Raw genomic sequence first — 18,035 nt, forward strand, 5'->3', positions numbered from 1 at the left:
AGAATACACTATAAATAAAAAAGATACAATCCATTAAGTACTGAATTATATCTTTTAACTCCCGTTTATTTACTTGAATTGTGACAAATTTAATAAAATAGTTACTATTGCAAATAATACTCCAACTACAGCTGTAACCCTTTTTAGAAATGATTCACGTGTCTTGGACTTATTCTTTGCAAAAAAAGTATCAGTTGCTCCAGCTGAAAAATTTGTGAAACCATCCATTTTTCCTGGCTGTACAAGAACAACTGCTATGAGAACTATAGCTAAAATTATCTGCAACCCCAATAAAACATTGTGCATATCAGTACTAGACCTCCTATGATTTTAAAATTATGCCTGTAAATACATAAAATATCATCTTAGATTTCATTGTATCATAAACAATATTAGATTACAACCTAAAAATCAAGATGGCACAAGAGTCCATCTTGATTTAAAATAAAACCAACAAATTACTTTTTTATATTGTAAAATGCTTTTAATCCTCTAAACTCTGCTACTTCTCCAAGTTCTTCTTCTATTCTTAAAAGTTGATTGTATTTTGCAACTCTTTCAGTTCTTGCAGGAGCTCCTGTTTTAATTTGACCAGCATTTACAGCTACAACAAGATCTGCAATAGTTGTATCTTCAGTTTCTCCTGATCTATGAGATACAACTGCTGTATATCCAGCTCTTTCTGCCATTTCTATAGCATTTAATGTTTCAGTTAATGTTCCAATTTGATTTAACTTAATTAATATTGAATTTGCAACACCCTTCTGAATTCCTTTTTCAAGTCTCTTAGTGTTAGTAACAAACAAATCATCACCAACTAATTGAACTTTGTCTCCAAGTTTTTCAGTTAGTATCTTCCAGCCCTCCCAGTCTTCTTCTGCAAGACCATCTTCGATTGAAATGATAGGGTATTTATTAACTAAGCCTTCATAGTAACTTGCCATTTCTTCAGCTGTTAACACTTTTCCTTCACCTTTTAGGTTGTATTTACCATCCTCATAAAACTCAGATGAAGCAGGGTCAAGAGCTATAAATATGTCCTTTCCTGGCTCATAATTTGCTCTTTTAATAGCTTCAACTATAATTTGTATTGCTTCTTCGTTGCTGTTTAAGTTTGGTGCAAAGCCACCTTCATCACCAACTGCTGTATCAAGACCTTTTTCTTTTAAAAGTGATTTTAAAGCGTGATATACTTCTGCACTCATTCTAAGAGCTTCGCTAAAGCTAGGTGCTCCTGCTGGCATTATCATGAATTCCTGAAGGTCAACGTTGTTATCTGCATGCTTTCCTCCATTTATTATGTTCATCATAGGCACAGGAAGAACTTTTGCATTAATTCCACCTATATATTGATATAAGCTTATGCCGAGGTATCCTGCTGCTGCCTTTGCTGCTGCAAGCGAAACCCCAAGCATTGCATTTGCTCCAAGCTTTGACTTGTTTTCTGTTCCATCAAGTTCAAGCATTGTCTTATCTATTAATGTCTGATCAAAAATGTTCATTCCTATAAGCTCCGATGCTATAGTTTCATTTACATTTTCTACAGCTTTTAGCACACCTGTTCCATTATATCTTGATTTATCTCCATCTCTAAGTTCAACTGCCTCAAACATACCTGTTGATGCACCTGAAGGTACAGAAGCTCTACCAACAGTTCCATCCTCAAGAGTTATCTCAACTTCAACGGTAGGATTGGCCCTCGAATCTAAAATTTGTCTTGCTAATACGTCAACAATTTCAACATATGATTTCATATAAAACACCTCTCCTTTTTAATTTTAACCAAATTTACTTAACTCTATCTATTTTTATCTAAAAGCAGCTTTATTATTCTAGTAAATTCATCTTCACTTTAAATAAGTATTAGTCTTATACTTATTCAAAATAAAGCTTTTTTAGTGTCCATTAATGACATAAATTTTATTAAGTTCTTTAAATTATAGCATTATTTCACTAAAGTTTTACCTGTCATTTCTTTAGGTTTTTCAAGACCAAGCTCCTGAAGCATTGTAGGTGCTATGTCTGCTAACACTCCATCTTTTCTCATTTCCTTTGAATGATTGCTTACATATACAAAAGGAACTGGATTTGTAGTGTGTGCAGTCATTGGCTTTCCATCAGAATACTCTATCATTTGCTCTGAGTTTCCGTGGTCAGCAGTTATAAATACAGTACCATCAAGTTCAAGTACTTTATTCACAATTTTTCCAAGGCACTCATCAACAACTTCAACGGCTTTTTTAGCTGCTTCAAATACTCCTGTATGCCCAACCATATCAGGGTTTGCGAAGTTTAATATAACTGCATCATATTTATCTTCGTCAAGTCTTTTTAAGAGTTCATCTGTAACTAAATATGCACTCATCTCTGGTTGAAGGTCATAAGTTGCAACCTTTGGTGAAGGTATTAAAGCTCTATCCTCGTTTTTATTAGGCTCTTCAACTCCTCCATTAAAGAAGAAAGTTACATGTGCATATTTTTCTGTTTCAGCAATTCTAAGCTGATTAAGTCCTTTGCTGCTTATATATTCTCCAAAAGTGTTTGTAAGAACTTCTGGTCCAAATGCTACATCTACTCCCTCAAGAGTTGAATCATATTCTGTCATTGTAACAAATTCAAGTTTTAAAGTTTCTCTTTCAAAACCATCAAATTCTTTATCATTTATTGCTCTTGTTATTTCTCTTGCTCTGTCTGGTCTAAAGTTAAAGAAAATAACTGAGTCATTGTTTTTAACCTGTGCAAGAGGTTTCCCATCTTCCATAACAACAGCTGGAAGAACAAATTCATCTGTCTTGTTATCATGGTAAGATTTATTTAAAGCATCAAGAGCACTATCTGCTGTTTCTCCTTTTCCAAGTACAATGGCATTGTATGCAAGCTGTACTCTTTCCCATCTCTTGTCCCTATCCATTGCATAGTATCTTCCTGAAACAGTTGCTATTTTTCCAACTCCAATTTCAGTCATATAGTCTTCTATATTTTCTATATACTCTTTTGCAGAAGATGGTGGAACGTCTCTTCCATCAAGGAAAGCATGAACAAATACTTTTTTAACTCCTTTTTTCTTTGCAAGATCTAATAATCCTTTTAAATGTTCTATGTGTGAGTGAACTCCCCCTGGTGATAAAAGTCCCATTAAATGAAGAGTTGAATCATTTTTAAGTACATTATCTACAGCTTTGTTAAGTGCTGCATTTTTATAAAATTCACCATCTTGTATTGCTTTAGTTATTTTTGTAAGTGACTGGTAAACTACTCTTCCAGCTCCAATATTTAAATGTCCAACTTCTGAGTTTCCCATTTGTCCATCTGGAAGACCAACGCTTAATCCGCTTGCACCAAGATGTGTATGTGGGTAATTATTAAAGCATTTATCAAAATTAGGTTTGTATGCAGCTGCAACTGCATTTCCTTCAGTCTTATCAGTTAATCCAAATCCATCTAAAATCATTAACATTACAGGTTTCTTAGCCATTTTATTTCCTCCATTTACTCTTTAATTGACAATTGACAGTAGACAACTTTTTTATTATCTCATTGCCAATTCTCAATTGTCAATTATCAATCTCTTCCATTTAAGTTTATTAATGAATTCTAGAATGAAACATTTATTAAAAATGTTCATTCTAAATTCATTTAGCTTAATAAAAACTTTGATTAAAAGTTTACTATTGCAGAGAAATCTGCTGCTTTAAGACTTGCTCCTCCAACTAATGCACCATCTATTTCAGGCTTAGCCATTTGAGCTTTTATAGTATTTGGCTTAACTGATCCGCCATATTGAATTCTTACTTTGTCAGCAATTTCTTTTCCGTAAACTTGTTCTACAGTCTTTCTGATTGCTCCAATTGTTTCATTAGCTTGATCGTCTGTAGCAGTTTTTCCTGTTCCTATAGCCCAGATTGGTTCATATGCTATAACAACTTTTTCTGCTTGTTCTGCAGTCAAGCCAGCTAAATCTAATTTAATTTGTTTTCCTATAACTTCGTTTGTTACATTTGCTTCTCTTTCTTCAAGAGTTTCACCACAGCAAACTATAGGAAGTAAGTTATGTGCGAAAGCAGCTTTTACTTTTAAATTAACTGTTTCATCAGTTTCATTAAAGTATTGTCTTCTTTCACTGTGGCCTATTACTACATAATCAACACCTAATTCTTGAAGCATGTTAGGTGCAACTTCTCCAGTAAAAGCTCCACTTTCTTTGAAGTACATATTTTGTGCTCCAACTTTTATGTTAGTTCCCTTTGTTGCTTTTAACACTGCATCTAAACATACAAATGTAGGGCAAACTACAACTTCTACTTTAGCATCCTTAACAAGTGGTTTTAATTCTTCAATTAAAGCTACTGCTTCAGATGGTGTTTTATTCATTTTCCAGTTTCCAGCGATTATTGGTGTTCTCATTAAATACACTCCTTATTTATGGATAAATAACATTTATTTATCTTTAATTACATTATAGCACTATTTAGCATTTTGTAAATATTATTTACTAATAATTATTATTATTTATCATTAAGTGCTGCAATTCCAGGAAGTTCTTTTCCCTCTAAGAATTCAAGAGAAGCTCCGCCTCCAGTTGAAATATGAGTCATTTTGTCTCCAAATCCTAACTGGTTAACAGCAGCAGCACTATCTCCTCCACCTATAACTGTTGTAGCATCGGAATCAGCCATAGCTCTAGCAACTGCTTTTGTTCCCTCTGCAAATTTTTCGAATTCAAATACTCCCATAGGTCCGTTCCAAACAACTGTCTTAGCTTCTTTTACTGCATCAGTGTAATTTTTTTGAGTTTTTGGTCCTATATCTAAGCCCATGTATCCTTCTGGAATGTTAGCATCCTCAGTTGTAACTGCTTCTGTCTCTGCTTTGAATTCAGCTCCAACGATGTTATCTATAGGAAGAAGTAATTTAACTCCCTTAGCTTTTGCTTTTTCTATCATTTCTTTTGCATAATCAACTTTGTCTGCTTCAAGAAGTGATGTTCCTATTGTGTATCCTTGAGCTTTTAAGAATGTATAAGCCATTCCGCCTCCAATGATTAATGTATCAACTTTTTCAAGTAAGTTGTTTATAACATTTATCTTATCAGAAACTTTTGCTCCTCCAAGTATAGCAACAAAAGGTCTAACTGGCTTTTCAACAGCATCTCCTAAAAATTTTAATTCTTTTTGGATTAAATATCCGCATACTGCTGTCTTAACAAACTTAGTTACACCAACTGTTGAACAATGTGCTCTGTGTGCAGTTCCAAATGCATCATTTACATATACATCTGCAAGTGAAGCTAAATCCTTTGAAAATGCATCGTCATTTTTTCCTTCTTCTGGTCTGAATCTTGTGTTTTCAAGAAGAACTATTTCTCCTTCTTTAAGTTCAGCAACAGCTTTTTTAGCATTTTCGCCAACTACTACATCGTCAGCAGCAAATTTAACTTCGCATCCAAGTAATTCGCCTAATCTTTTAGCAACTGGAGCCAATGTTTTTGAAGGATCTGGTCCTTTTGCTTTTCCAAGATGTGAACAAAGTACAACTTTTGCACCGTGCTCTGAAAGGTATTTTATAGTTGGAAGTGCTCCGTTAAGTCTATTTTCATCAGTTATAACACCATCTTTTAGTGGAACGTTAAAATCGCATCTAACTAACACTCTTTTACCTTTTACATCTACATCTTCAATAGTCTTTTTATTGAATTGCATACTATTCACCTCATAATTATATATTTTATAAAAGGTCCAGCCTCATAGCCTTAACTATAAAACCAGACCTTTCTACTATGTTTTTAATTCACATTATTTAATAAAATTAATTATTGAATTTTAAACTATTTTGCAATTTTTGCAAAGTACTCTAAAGTTCTAACTAATTGTGAAGTGTATGACATTTCATTATCATACCAAGCAGCTGTTTTAACTAATTGTGATCCATTAACATCAACAATTTTAGTTAAAGTAGCATCGAATAATGATCCGTAGTTAATTCCTACAACATCAGCTGAAACGATTGGATCTTCAGTGTATCCGAATGATTCATTAGCAGCTTCTTTCATAGCAGCATTAACTTCTTCAACTGTAACGTTCTTCTTAAGAACTGAAACTAATTCAGTGATTGAACCAGTTGGAACTGGAACTCTCTGAGCGTTTCCGTCTAATTTACCAGCTAAATCAGGAATAACTTGTGCTATTGCTTTAGCAGCTCCAGTTGAGTTAGGGATAATACTTACAGCAGCAGCTCTAGCTCTTCTTAAGTCTCCTTTTCTGTGTGGGCCATCTAATGTGTTTTGATCATTAGTGTAAGCATGGATTGTAGTCATGAATCCTTTTTCTATTCCAAATTTGTCGTTTAATACTTTAGCCATTGGAGCTAAGCAGTTAGTTGTGCATGATGCACCTGATACAACTGTTTCAGTTCCATCAAGAGTTTCATTGTTAACGTTGAATACTATTGTCTTTAAGTCGTTTCCAGCTGGAGCTGAAATAACAACTTTTTTAGCGCCTGCTCTAACGTGAGCTTCTGCTTTTTCTTTCTTTGTGAAGAAACCAGTACATTCAAGAACAACGTCTATTCCTAATTTTCCCCAAGGTAATTTTTCAGGATCTTTTTCAGCGAAAAAACTTTGATTTCTTTTCCGTTAACTATAAAAGCGTCTTCTTTAACTTCGATTTCGCCTTTGAATCTTCCCTGTGATGAATCATATTTGAATAAGTGTGCTAACATTTTTGCATCAGTTAAGTCGTTTATTGCAACAACCTCTAATCCAGGAACTTCAAGAATTCTTCTTAAAGCTAATCTTCCTATTCTTCCAAAACCATTAATAGCTATTTTTGCCATTCTAACTACCTCCAAAAATTTTTTTAATATTCTAAAATTATATGTAACATATAATTATTAGCAACTTATGTTTATTTGCCACTTAAAATTTTAACAATTTCATTTGCTGCACCCTCATCTGTAATGAGTACATTATTGTTATTGTTAATTTGCGTTGATATTATTGCTTCTGCTTTTGATTTTTGACCTGCAACTGCTATAAGATTCTTAGCATTTCTTATATCATCACTTTTAAGTCCAATTGAAGGCGTAGAACAAACAACTTTACCTTCATTGTTAAAAAAATAACCAAAAGCCTCGCCCACAGAGCCTCCCTCGAGTATTTTTGAAGTTTCCTCTATGCTAAGTCCTCTTCTTCTACTCATTTCATCGGCTCTTCCTATTCCATAAATTATTATATCGGCTTTTCTTATTGTATCTATAATATCTTTTATACCTTTTTCATTTATAATTACATTCATAATCTCGCTGCTTAAATTATCTGGAACATGCAGTAATCTATAAGCAGCACCAAGTTTATCTGCGAAATTTGCAGCCAATGTATTAGCCTCTGTTTCAACTTTTCTTGACATTCCGCCCCTTGCAGGAACAACGATAGTATTATGATAGCGCAAGGAAGTAGAAAAATTATCAATAACTTTTTTCATAGTAGTTCCGCCAGTAATTGCAATAGTGTTGCCATCCACAATTACGCTTTCTACATATTTTGCAGCAGTTCTTCCTAATTCATCTAGGACTGTCTCATCATCATCTATACTTCCCGGAACTATAATTACCTTTTTTATTTTAAGCTTTTCACGCAAGTAATCTTCGACTTCAGTTAACCCCTTAATCTCACGTATAAAATTCTTAAGCTTATCTATAATTTCTTCTCCTTCGCGTGTTACTAACATTCCAGGAGTACCTATGCTGATTAAATTTTGTTCTTTTAAAAAATTTATTTCAGTTCTTACAACCCTTTCTCCTATTTCAAGCTTCTTAGCAAGTATTCTTCTTCCTATAGGCTGATTGTAATATATGGTTCTTAGAATATTATATCTTTTTTCAAGTAATATCATAAGTTCGGGAATAATTTTTTGCTGTAATTTTAAGATTTCATGCAATTCAATCACCCCACTGGTCCTAATGCGTCCCAGCAATTTAATTCATGTCCCACTTAGTATTATAGAATAAAAACGAAATTTTTTAAATAGTATTTATAAAAAAATTAATTTTTCATGGATTTTTAACTATATTGGCACCTTTTTATTATAATAAAATACAAATATAGTTAAAAACTTAATCATAATACTAATAACGTTTTCTCTTGCTTGAAGACTTTATATTCATTTCTTCTCTATATTTTGCTACCGTTCTTCTAGAAATATTCATGCCCTGTGAATTTAAGAGATCACATATTTTTTGATCTGAAAGTGGACTACTTTCATCTTCTTTTTCTATAAGATCTTTTATTTTTCCTTTAACACTTGACGAAGACATAGAATCAGAAGACGAACTTTCACTTGATATTCCTGTAGTAAATAAATCTTTGATTTTTACAATTCCTCTTTCAGTATAAATATACTTTTCTCTTATAGCCCTACTTACAGTAGATTCATGCATTCCTATTTTATCAGCTATGTCCTTTAAAGTCATTGGCTTTAGATATTTTATTCCTTTGTCAAAGTATTCTTTTTGATAATCAATAATTTCCTTTAAAACAGAGTACAGCGTGCTTTTTCTCTGTTCTATGCTTTTCATTAAAAATACAGCACTGTTTATTTTGTTCTTTACATATTCTTCAGCATCCTTACTTTCTCCGCCAGCTATTATTGTTTTATAAGTATTATTAATTGAAAGCCTAGGGATAGAATTATCATTCATAATTATAAAAAATTCTTCATCAATCTTTTTCACAAAAGCATCAGGAGCTATAAACTTAGTTTCATCGCCTGTGTAAAACCCTCTTGATGGCTTAGGCTCAAGTTTCTTTATAACATCACCATACTCCTGCGCATCTTTAGGAGTTATGTCTAAATCTTTTGCTATGGCATTATATTTATTCTCTGCAATGTTATTAAGGTGATTATCTATTATATAAAATAATTTTTCATCATTAATATTCTTCTTTTCAAGCTGCAACTTAAGGCATTCCTCTAAATTTCGTGCACCTATACCATCTGGTTCAAGGGATTGAACTATCTTAAGTGCATTTAAAACCTTATCTTCGTTTACATTTAATTGAAGAGCGATATCCGAAATAGAATCCGGTAAATATCCTTTTCCATCTAGATTCTCGATTATATACTTACATATATTTTTTTGTGAATTTTTTATTTGAATTTCCCCGAGCTGCTTAATAAGATATTCCCTTAGAGATTCTTGTCTACTTATAAAATTAAATGGAGATACTTCATCCTCCCCTTTGTAATTGTTTTCATGACTGTAATTTTCAAAATCAAGGTATTTCATAAATTTGTCATAATCAATCTTATCATTAAAGTCATTTTCCTTGTTAATACTATTTTCTTCACTTTTTTCGACATACTCTTTTTCGAGAAGTGGATTCTCCTCAAGTTCTCTTTCAACATACTCATTTAATTCAATACTCGACATTTGAAGCATTTTTATAGACATCTGCATTTGCTGCGTCATTACAAGTTTTTGTTGCTGACTTAAATTCAATTCAAAATCCAAATTCATTTTTTTCACCCTAATCAATTAATCTTAAAATCTAATAATTTTATTATAACATATAAACATTAAAAATGAGTACGATATTTAAAGAATGTCGTACTCATGAATTTTATATAATATTATTTATTCCATTTAAAACTAAAAAATATAATAAAAAATAATTTCTAAATTCTGTACAATCTAATAATTTTCAATAAAAAATACTCCACAAGCTCCGGACCCTGAATGCGTCCCAACTACACAACCAACCTCACACTCTATAAAATCATTTTCTTCTTCCTTCAATCTTTCCCTTAGCGCAGGTAAAATTTCAGTGTCTCCTACGTGAAGAAGTATTGATGTTTCATTTCTTATAATTCCTTTTTCATTTAAATAATCTAAAATAACCTTTACTGCTTTTTTACTTCCGCGAACCTTGTCCATTACCGACATTTCCCCGTCTTTTACCTCTAAAATAAGTTTTATTCCAAGAATATTTCCTATGGTACCTGCAGTTTTTGAAAGCCTTCCCCCTTTTACAAGATTATCAAGACTTTCAAAGGCTAATGCACTTTTAACATGTGGTATAGTTTCTATAATTTTAGCCTCTATATCCTTAAAATTCATTCCCTGCTCTTTTAGTTTACACGCTTTTATTACAAGTAGTCCAAGCCCTGAGGTCACATTAAGACTGTCAATGACAGCTATATCATTGCTTTCAAGCATATCTTTAGCTATACAGGCTGACTGATAGGTTCCACTCATCTTAGAAGACATTATTATGCTAATAATTTTATATCCCTTGTCCAAATAATTTTTAAAGCAATCATAGAACCTCTGTGGATTAACCTGCGATGTAGTTGGAAAAATATTTTCTTCGTCCATTACTTTAAGCAGTTGTGGAAGTTTTATCTCCTCGATATCAAGATACATTTTTCCCTTTATATTAACTATTAAAGGAAGTACTTCTATATCATATTTATCGACTATATATTGAGGTAAATCTGCTGTACTGTCTGTTATTATCTTTATTTTTTCCATGGAATCCCTCCTCTCTATTTCATATTTGGAAATCCAAGCTGTCTTATACCTTCATAAGCAACAATAGCAACAGTGTTTGATAAATTAAGCGATCTTGTTGTCGTTTTTACCATAGGTACCCTTATACATCTTTCTGCATTGCTTTCCCTTATATAATCAGGAAGTCCGCAGGATTCTCTACCAAAGATTATAAAATCACCTGCTTTAAATTGTACATCATCATAGTAATTATCACCATGTGTAGTTGAAAAATAAAATGTTGAATTCTTATATTTTTCTCTTAGCTCTTCATATGAATCATATAAAGTCATATCGAGATCTTTCCAGTAATCAAGGCCAGCTCTTCTTACATGCTTTTCATCAAGACTAAAACCTAGTGGTTTAATTAAATGCAATTTACAGTTTGTAAGAACACATGTCCTTGCTATATTTCCAGTATTTTGTGGAATTTCTGGCTGGAATAATACTATATTTAAATTTTCCTGTTCTAAAATCATATATGTTACCCCCGTAAATTAAATAATAGAAAACTATACCTCATAGAATCTCAATAAATATATATTACCTTAATAAGTGTATACAGTAAAGTTTATAATTTTATGTTGTTCTAATTTTATATGTATAAAACCTACCTCATGCATTTATAATAAATTCATTGATTGCCTTTGCAACACCAGAATTATTATTAGTATCAGTAATGTAATTAGCAGACTTTTTTACAATTTCCTCTGCATTTCCCATAGCTACTCCCATACCTGCATATTCTATCATGGATAAATCATTTTCATTGTCACCTATGCACATTACTTCTTCCTGTTTTATGCCATAAAAATCTGCAAGAACTTTAACTGCATTTCCTTTTGATACACCACTCTTCATTACTTCAAAATTATCTCTAAATGAACTTGCAATTTCAAAACCTCCCAATCTTTCTATTTCTTTTCTTGCTGCATTTAGTTTTTCATAATTATTGTTTTTAAGGGATTCCTTATCTATGCATATGCATTTTAGTATTTCATCGCCTTCTTTATCAATAACCTCTAGCATATTTTCAGCATATAAAAGTCTCACACGCCTATCTTCCGGGAGTTCCTTATTCATCTTTACATATATATTTTTATCATTATCAAATTTTTTACCAGATATTACACAATTACATTCATTAAAAAATATTAAAAATCCATATTTTTCAACTATAGAATAAAGCTTTCTCGCTTTTTCTTTTCCAAGTACACATTTATAAATAACGTCATTGCTATCCTTATCCCTTATATAAGCGCCATTAGAAGCTATAATTGGAGCTTTAATTCCAAATATATCGGCATAAACTCTTGCATTTGCAAACAATCTTCCTGTACATATTGCTATCTTTGTTCCAAGCTTATGTGCGGCCTTTATGGCTTTTAAGTTTTCTTCGCTTACTTTTTTTTCATCACTTAGCACAGTTCCATCCATGTCAAGACATAGTAATTTATACTTCATAAAATCGCCCCTTAAAATTTCATTTGTTACTCTTATATTTTATCATAAAACTTATGAATATAAATAAGCTCAATACAGTGAAACTACTGCGAAACTTGAACTATTTATGTACCAAAATACCAATTGTAAAGAGGATTATGGTGCACATATAGTTTGTATTTGAACTAGTTTCACTATACATTTGAAGATCAAATTATAAAAATAATAGAAGGCAGTTAGAATTTCAATACTAACTACCCCCTAGATCATATGATAAAGCAATTTTTATTTATTTTACATCTTCAACAAATATTTTGCAAATCTCAAGCCATTCTTCTTTTGGCATGAGTGTTCTAAAACCTGTTATACTTTTATCAAGTTTCAAATTTGGAGAATTAATTGCACTTGTTTGTGGTTCCAAGCATACATAATTTTTATCTCCATTGTCATTCCATATAACTATATGATTATATTTCTCTCCCATATTGTATACTACTCTTACTTTTTTCAACCTATCTTCTATAATTGCTCCTTTGAAATCATTTCCATTGAACTTAATAGGTTTTAATGAGTAATGCTTTTCAATAGGTTTCTCTAAAGGGGCTATTCCTTTATCAAGATATTCCTTTTCATATGCTGATAATTCAAGAAACTTTCCTGTTGGTAAAAGCCTATCATTCTGTTCCCATCTCTTATCAATTGAAGCTATAACTCTATAATCTTCTGCTTTGCTTTCAGAACAAAATGGAACGTTAAATGCAGTGTGGAAACCTATTGCCATTGGCATTTCTTCATCACTTAAATTTGCAACACTTACAGCTTGCGTTAAACCTTCTTTTGAAAGTTTATAGAGGAGTTTAAACTTAAATTTATGAGGAAAATATTTATAAAAATCATGATTTTCATCAAAATTAAAAGTTGCTTCTATTGAAACTTCATCATTTAAAATTTCTTTTTTAGTTATACTCCACTTTTCATTCTTAATAAAACCATGTATATAATTATTTCTATTTGGTTCGTTTATAGGAAACTTATATTGCCTACTTTCGGTTCTAAAAGTACCATCCTCTATTCTATTTGGTGGAAATAAAAGTGGTAATCCATAAACTTGAGGAACAGTTTCAAATATTTTAAAATCCTTATCTTGGGGAGTCCTAAGAATACTTATTTCTCTTGTATTATCCTTTAATTCTATTATATTGGCTCCAATATCAGGAATTATAAGCGCTTCATAGCCACCTGCTGCAAAGCGCAAACATTTATATTCTCCTCTTAAAATTTCTTCTTTAATCCATGTATTTTTATTATCAGTCAATTATACCATCTCCAAATTACAATATACCTATAATTTAAGATACTCCATCTTATAAAGCAAGTCCTATAATGTTACTCCATTTTTAAATATCACCATTTCTCTTATGTTATTCTTTTCATTATTAGCAGTATCACCATTTGCCACATCTTAGAATATAATTCCAACAAGTAATACTCAAATTACATAATTGCCATAAAGCAGATCTACTTCTAGTGTTCATTTCTATTATAATTAATTTCCGGCACTTTCATATATGCTGATTCCTTTCTTAAATAACCAGTAAGCTATGCTCCAAAATATTATAGCAAGAATACATTCTACTCCAACAGTTTCTAATACACTTGTCTTAACTAAGAAAAATTTAGCTGGAATATATGCAACGAATGCAAATGGCAATATAAAAGTAATTACAAACTGTATAGGTTTTGGATAAATTTCTATAGGATACTTAGCAAAATCTGCTGTGTCATATGCTGCTTGCAAAAAAGGGACACTTTCCTTAAACCAAAAAGCAGTTGCAGCAAAGAATAACTTTATAGCTGTATATATTACAGCTCCTGCCGTAACAGATACAATAAATATTACAATATTAGCCGCTGTTACCAGCTTTAATACATATGCCAACCAAGGTAAACCCAACAATTAATTCTCCCAAGGCATCAAACTGGAACTTTTCACATATAATTTGAAAAAATATACCTATGGGTCTTAACATATAACGGTCAAAGGTCCCCCTCACTACCATCTGCCATGCAATCATCCATAAATTATCGGTTAATAAATGATCTATTCCTCTTGGAATCTGTGCAAATCCATATATAAAAATGAGTTGTTCAAATGACCAATTATTAAGTGATGGTATCCTTTGAAATACCAAATAAAGAAATATAATTCCTGCAAACTGAGAACAGAAAAATCCAATAAGTCCAACAAAGAAATCCATCTTTGATTGCATTAATGAATCTACATATTGTATAACAAACATTTTATATAATTTTAAATATCTTTTTAATTTACCGCACATATACATTAGCCTCCAAGAACTACTAATCTTTTTGTCACTTTTCTCCATACCAATTCTCCAAAAATGTATAGAATAATAACCCACATTATTTGTTTTGTAAGTGCAAGCAGTATTTTATCAGCAGAATACTTTCCTAAATAAATTATCACAGGAGTATATGTCATAGAAGCAAAGGGCAAGAAGGAAAAAACCTTCTGCACAGTACCCGGAAAGAAATCAAGTGGAATAAGTTGACCTGTAAGAAGGGCCATTATTGCGTTTTTCACCATAGTCATTCCGAAAATATAGGTAGTATAAAAAGCTAGCATAGCAAAACAAAAATCAAAAAGATCATATATTAAAAAACTAAGAATGCAACTAACTAAAAAAACTATCATATATATAGGATTAGTTATGGAAAGCCCAAGCCCTACGTATCGATAAATTTATATTTCTACCCATATAAATACGGATGGTACAACTGCACGATAAACCATAGTTCCAAAAGCTTTTGATATAACACTAAACCTATAATCAATAGGTTTAACTAACATCATAGCAATGGATCCGTCTACAACATTTTCTCCAATTTCTGATGAAATTCCAATATTAATCATCCCAGAAGCCACATATGACATAAATATATATAAAATCATTTCATTTCGAGTAAATCCAGCCAGCACACCATTTCTACTACTGCCATATATAGCCATCCATAAGTAATATGTAATGAACATACTAAATATCCGTCCAAGAATAAAAAGATAAAATCTTCCTTTATAAGCAAAATTACTTTTTATTTGATTTAAAGCAAAGGGCCAGTAAACTTTTAAAAATCTGTTCATAATGTACCATTAATCACTCCATTTTTATATATTTCTTTTACCACTTCAGATAATTCTGTTTCCTGAATTTTAATATCTTTTACTTCAGTTTGTCCCATAACATAAGAAATAACATCTGCTACTCCATATAACTTTTTATTAAAAGTAAATATTATACTTCTTCCATCTGACTCCACTTTAAGTTGATTGTTTTCCAAGCCGAAAATGCTATAATAATCCTGTTTTTGAATTTTCCCTAAATCTTTTACATCTATCTGCACTTTACACTTTCCCCCAAAATCATTTCTGAGCTCTTGTAATCCACCATCATAAATTAATTTCCCTTTATCTATTATCATAATTCTATTACAAAGCTCTTCGATATCGCCTAAGTCATGAGTTGTTAAAACAACTGTTGTATTATACTGCTTATTAATGTCTTTTATTGCTTGTCTCATTTTATCCTTTACTAATAAATCTAGTCCTATCGTTGGTTCATCTAGATATAATACTTTAGGATTGTTCAATAATGCAGCTGCTAAATCCGCTCTCATTCTTTGACCTAATGATAACGTTCTAACCGAATTATTTATAAAACCGGTTACATTTAATACTTCATTCAAAAACTTCATACGTTCTTTAAAATCCTTGTCACTAACATTATATATTTCTTTTAAAATAGTAAAAGATTCGCTTAGTGGAAGGTCCCACCATAACTGCGTCCTTTGTCCAAAAACAACACCTATATTTTGTGCATTTTCTTTACGATTTTTATTTGGATCAATGCCGTTAACAATACATTTACCTTTTGTTGGTGTTAAAATTCCCGTCATCATTTTAATAGTAGTAGATTTACCAGCTCCATTACTTCCAATATAGCCTACTATTTCACCTCTATCAATATGAAATGAAATATCATCAACAGCAACTTTACAAACTTTTTCGGTTGTAAACAGGCCCTTCACTGCCCCTTTAAAACCAGGATATTTTTTAGTTGTTACAAATTCTTTTGTAACGCCTTCTAGTGTAATCACTTAAAACTACCCCTCATGCAACATATTTAGACTATTTAATAGGAAAATCTATAAACCTTTTTTGTCTTTATCTCATAAAATTATTATATTTTAAAAACTTAAGAACTTTGCTTTCTCTAACTACCCAATCATTCGTATTCTTGTTATTTTTACTGATAACTTTTTCATTCTGTTGTACTGTATTATCTAAATCCATAAATACAGGAGCAAATTCTTCTTCTTTTTCATATTCATCTAAATATTGTTCACTTTTATTATTAGTATCAATTTCACATTCATAATAAATTGATTTCATGCGAAATATTGTATTCACATCAAATCTATCTACATTTTGCTGAATTATCTCTCCAATTTTTTTCAATTAATTTTAACATGAACCTTGTTTTGTGAATTAATAGTTTTCAAAAATAAAAGGAAATTCAATAATTAAATTGAATTTCCTTTTATTGATATAAATAATTATTTAATTACCTTTAACCAACCCTTAGGTGCCTCAACACGCCCCATCTGGATTCCTGTTAATGTATCACGCAGCTTTGTGATAACAGGTCCCATATCTTTCATGCCACTTGGAAAACAAATTTCTTTGCCGTGATCTACAATCTTTCCTACTGGTGAAATAACAGCTGCTGTTCCACAAAGTCCACATTCTGCAAAATCTTTTACTTCGTCAAAATAAACAGTTCTTTCTTCTACTTCTAGTCCAAGATAGTCCTTTGCAACTGTTAATAAAGAACGACGTGTAATTGAAGGAAGAATAGTATTTGATTTTGGTGTAACAACCTTGTTGTCCTTTGTTACAAATAAGAAATTAGCTCCTCCAGTTTCTTCTACCTTTGTTCTAGTAGCTGCATCTAAATACATGTTTTCATCAAATCCTTCTGCATGTGCAGTAACAATTGCATGAAGGCTCATTGCGTAATTAAGTCCAGCTTTGATATGTCCAGTACCATGTGGTGCAGCACGATCAAAGTCACTAACACATAAAGTTAAAGCTTAACGCCTCCTTTAAAATATGGTCCAACTGGTGTTGCAAATACTCTAAACTGGTATTCATCTGCTGGTTTAACTCCAATAACTGGTCCTGTTGCAAACATAAATGGACGGATATAAAGAGTAGCACCGCTTCCATATGGAGGTACCCATGCTGCATTTGCCTCTATAGTCTTTACAATAGCATCTACAAATTTTTCTTTTGGGAAAACTGGCATTTCCAATCTCTTGCAGGAGTTTTCCATACGTTCTCCATTTAAGTCAGGACGGAAGGTAACAATGTGACCATCCTCAGTTGTATAAGCCTTCATACCTTCAAAGCATGACTGAGAATATTGCAGTACACCTGCACATTCGCTAATTGCAACAGTTGCATCCGAACTTAATGCACCCTCGTCCCATTTACCATCTTTGTAGTTAGCAACAAATCTTTTATCTGTTGGAACGTATCCAAAACCAAGGTTCGCCCAATCTATGTTTTTCTTTTCCATACCACTACATCTCCTTATATGTATTAATTAATGTTCCATTGATTCTTCGTCTTATTAATAATACTCTTCTAATCAAATGAAGCATATCGACAATTAATTAGCAACATTTAAAATTGCTTACTTTACATTACATACTATCACATATAATTTTTAAAATAAATATTAAATTCATATTTTTTTATAAAATGCTAATTAAAGGTGTGATTTATTAAACAATAGTAAAATGTAAATGGTTTAAACGGGGTATTTGTAATTTTATCTTTATCATGTAATAATAGTCGCAAACAAAAATGAAGACTTCATGGGGAGTATCCCAGCAGTATTTACTTTTTTATTGAAAACTAGTTTTGAAGTTTTTTATTAAATCATCAAACTCCACTGGTTTCA

At 31.6% G+C, this 18,035-nt stretch carries 15 protein-coding genes and 3 pseudogenes; all 18 read right to left on the reverse strand.

What is annotated here, in order from left to right; translation table 11 throughout:
• Nucleotides 1-69: 69 nt before the first annotated feature.
• The 18 genes and pseudogenes from secG to AGR56_RS13270 all read right to left on the reverse strand — a co-directional run bounded on the left by secG (nucleotide 70) and on the right by AGR56_RS13270 (nucleotide 17,648).
• Nucleotides 70-306: a preprotein translocase subunit SecG gene (secG, locus tag AGR56_RS13185; RefSeq protein ID WP_053242626.1), complete on the reverse strand. Its 237-nt coding sequence runs from the start codon at nucleotides 304-306 to the stop codon at nucleotides 70-72.
• Nucleotides 307-458: 152 nt separating this feature from the next.
• Entirely contained in the window at nucleotides 459-1,754 is a 1,296-nt protein-coding gene (eno, locus tag AGR56_RS13190; RefSeq protein WP_053242627.1) for a phosphopyruvate hydratase, read from the reverse strand.
• 191 nt (nucleotides 1,755-1,945) lie between these two features.
• Nucleotides 1,946-3,475, reverse strand: a complete 1,530-nt coding sequence (gene gpmI / locus AGR56_RS13195; protein ID WP_053242628.1) for a 2,3-bisphosphoglycerate-independent phosphoglycerate mutase — start codon at nucleotides 3,473-3,475, stop codon at nucleotides 1,946-1,948.
• 182 nt (nucleotides 3,476-3,657) lie between these two features.
• Nucleotides 3,658-4,404 (reverse strand): triose-phosphate isomerase, encoded by a 747-nt coding sequence (gene tpiA / locus AGR56_RS13200; protein WP_053242629.1) that lies wholly within the window; start codon nucleotides 4,402-4,404, stop codon nucleotides 3,658-3,660.
• A gap of 101 nt (nucleotides 4,405-4,505) precedes the next feature.
• A complete protein-coding gene (locus AGR56_RS13205) occupies nucleotides 4,506-5,699 on the reverse strand; it encodes a phosphoglycerate kinase (protein WP_053242630.1) in 1,194 nt (397 codons plus the stop codon).
• A 125-nt stretch (nucleotides 5,700-5,824) separates the two neighbouring features.
• Nucleotides 5,825-6,831 (reverse strand): annotated as a pseudogene (gene gap, locus AGR56_RS13210) (type I glyceraldehyde-3-phosphate dehydrogenase).
• 71 nt (nucleotides 6,832-6,902) lie between these two features.
• Nucleotides 6,903-7,934, reverse strand: a complete 1,032-nt coding sequence (locus AGR56_RS13215; RefSeq protein WP_053242631.1) for a sugar-binding transcriptional regulator — start codon at nucleotides 7,932-7,934, stop codon at nucleotides 6,903-6,905.
• Between the two features lie 187 nt (nucleotides 7,935-8,121).
• Nucleotides 8,122-9,507 (reverse strand): RNA polymerase factor sigma-54, encoded by a 1,386-nt coding sequence (rpoN, locus tag AGR56_RS13220; protein ID WP_198150093.1) that lies wholly within the window; start codon nucleotides 9,505-9,507, stop codon nucleotides 8,122-8,124.
• Nucleotides 9,508-9,687: 180 nt separating this feature from the next.
• Nucleotides 9,688-10,527: a DegV family protein gene (locus AGR56_RS13225; RefSeq protein WP_053242633.1), complete on the reverse strand. Its 840-nt coding sequence runs from the start codon at nucleotides 10,525-10,527 to the stop codon at nucleotides 9,688-9,690.
• 14 nt (nucleotides 10,528-10,541) lie between these two features.
• Nucleotides 10,542-11,024, reverse strand: a complete 483-nt coding sequence (locus tag AGR56_RS13230; RefSeq protein WP_053242634.1) for a tRNA (cytidine(34)-2'-O)-methyltransferase — start codon at nucleotides 11,022-11,024, stop codon at nucleotides 10,542-10,544.
• Nucleotides 11,025-11,160: 136 nt separating this feature from the next.
• Nucleotides 11,161-12,009 carry a Cof-type HAD-IIB family hydrolase gene (locus AGR56_RS13235; protein WP_053242635.1) on the reverse strand — a complete coding sequence of 283 codons (849 nt, stop codon included), beginning with the start codon at nucleotides 12,007-12,009 and terminating at the stop codon, nucleotides 11,161-11,163.
• A gap of 268 nt (nucleotides 12,010-12,277) precedes the next feature.
• Nucleotides 12,278-13,303 (reverse strand): aldose 1-epimerase, encoded by a 1,026-nt coding sequence (locus AGR56_RS13240; RefSeq protein ID WP_053242636.1) that lies wholly within the window; start codon nucleotides 13,301-13,303, stop codon nucleotides 12,278-12,280.
• 231 nt (nucleotides 13,304-13,534) lie between these two features.
• Nucleotides 13,535-13,927: an ABC-2 family transporter protein gene (locus AGR56_RS21980; protein ID WP_242851442.1), complete on the reverse strand. Its 393-nt coding sequence runs from the start codon at nucleotides 13,925-13,927 to the stop codon at nucleotides 13,535-13,537.
• Nucleotides 13,893-14,327, reverse strand: a complete 435-nt coding sequence (locus tag AGR56_RS21985; protein ID WP_231016123.1) for an ABC-2 family transporter protein — start codon at nucleotides 14,325-14,327, stop codon at nucleotides 13,893-13,895. The genes AGR56_RS21980 and AGR56_RS21985 overlap by 35 nt, the downstream gene beginning before the upstream one ends.
• 5 nt (nucleotides 14,328-14,332) lie before the next feature.
• Nucleotides 14,333-15,151, reverse strand: a pseudogene (locus AGR56_RS21990) (ABC-2 family transporter protein).
• Complete coding sequence (locus AGR56_RS13260) at nucleotides 15,148-16,164, reverse strand: ATP-binding cassette domain-containing protein (protein ID WP_053242639.1); 1,017 nt, start codon at nucleotides 16,162-16,164, stop codon at nucleotides 15,148-15,150. The pseudogene AGR56_RS21990 and the gene AGR56_RS13260 overlap by 4 nt, the downstream one beginning before the upstream one ends.
• A gap of 67 nt (nucleotides 16,165-16,231) precedes the next feature.
• A complete protein-coding gene (locus tag AGR56_RS13265; RefSeq protein WP_053242640.1) occupies nucleotides 16,232-16,525 on the reverse strand; it encodes a hypothetical protein in 294 nt (97 codons plus the stop codon).
• 98 nt (nucleotides 16,526-16,623) lie between these two features.
• Nucleotides 16,624-17,648: pseudogene (locus AGR56_RS13270) on the reverse strand (branched-chain amino acid aminotransferase).
• Between the last annotated feature and the right edge of the window lie 387 nt (nucleotides 17,649-18,035).

Source organism: Clostridium sp. DMHC 10 (genome assembly GCF_001270375.1).
In the GTDB taxonomy this organism is placed as follows: Bacteria; Bacillota; Clostridia; order Clostridiales; family Clostridiaceae; genus Clostridium_S; species Clostridium_S guangxiense.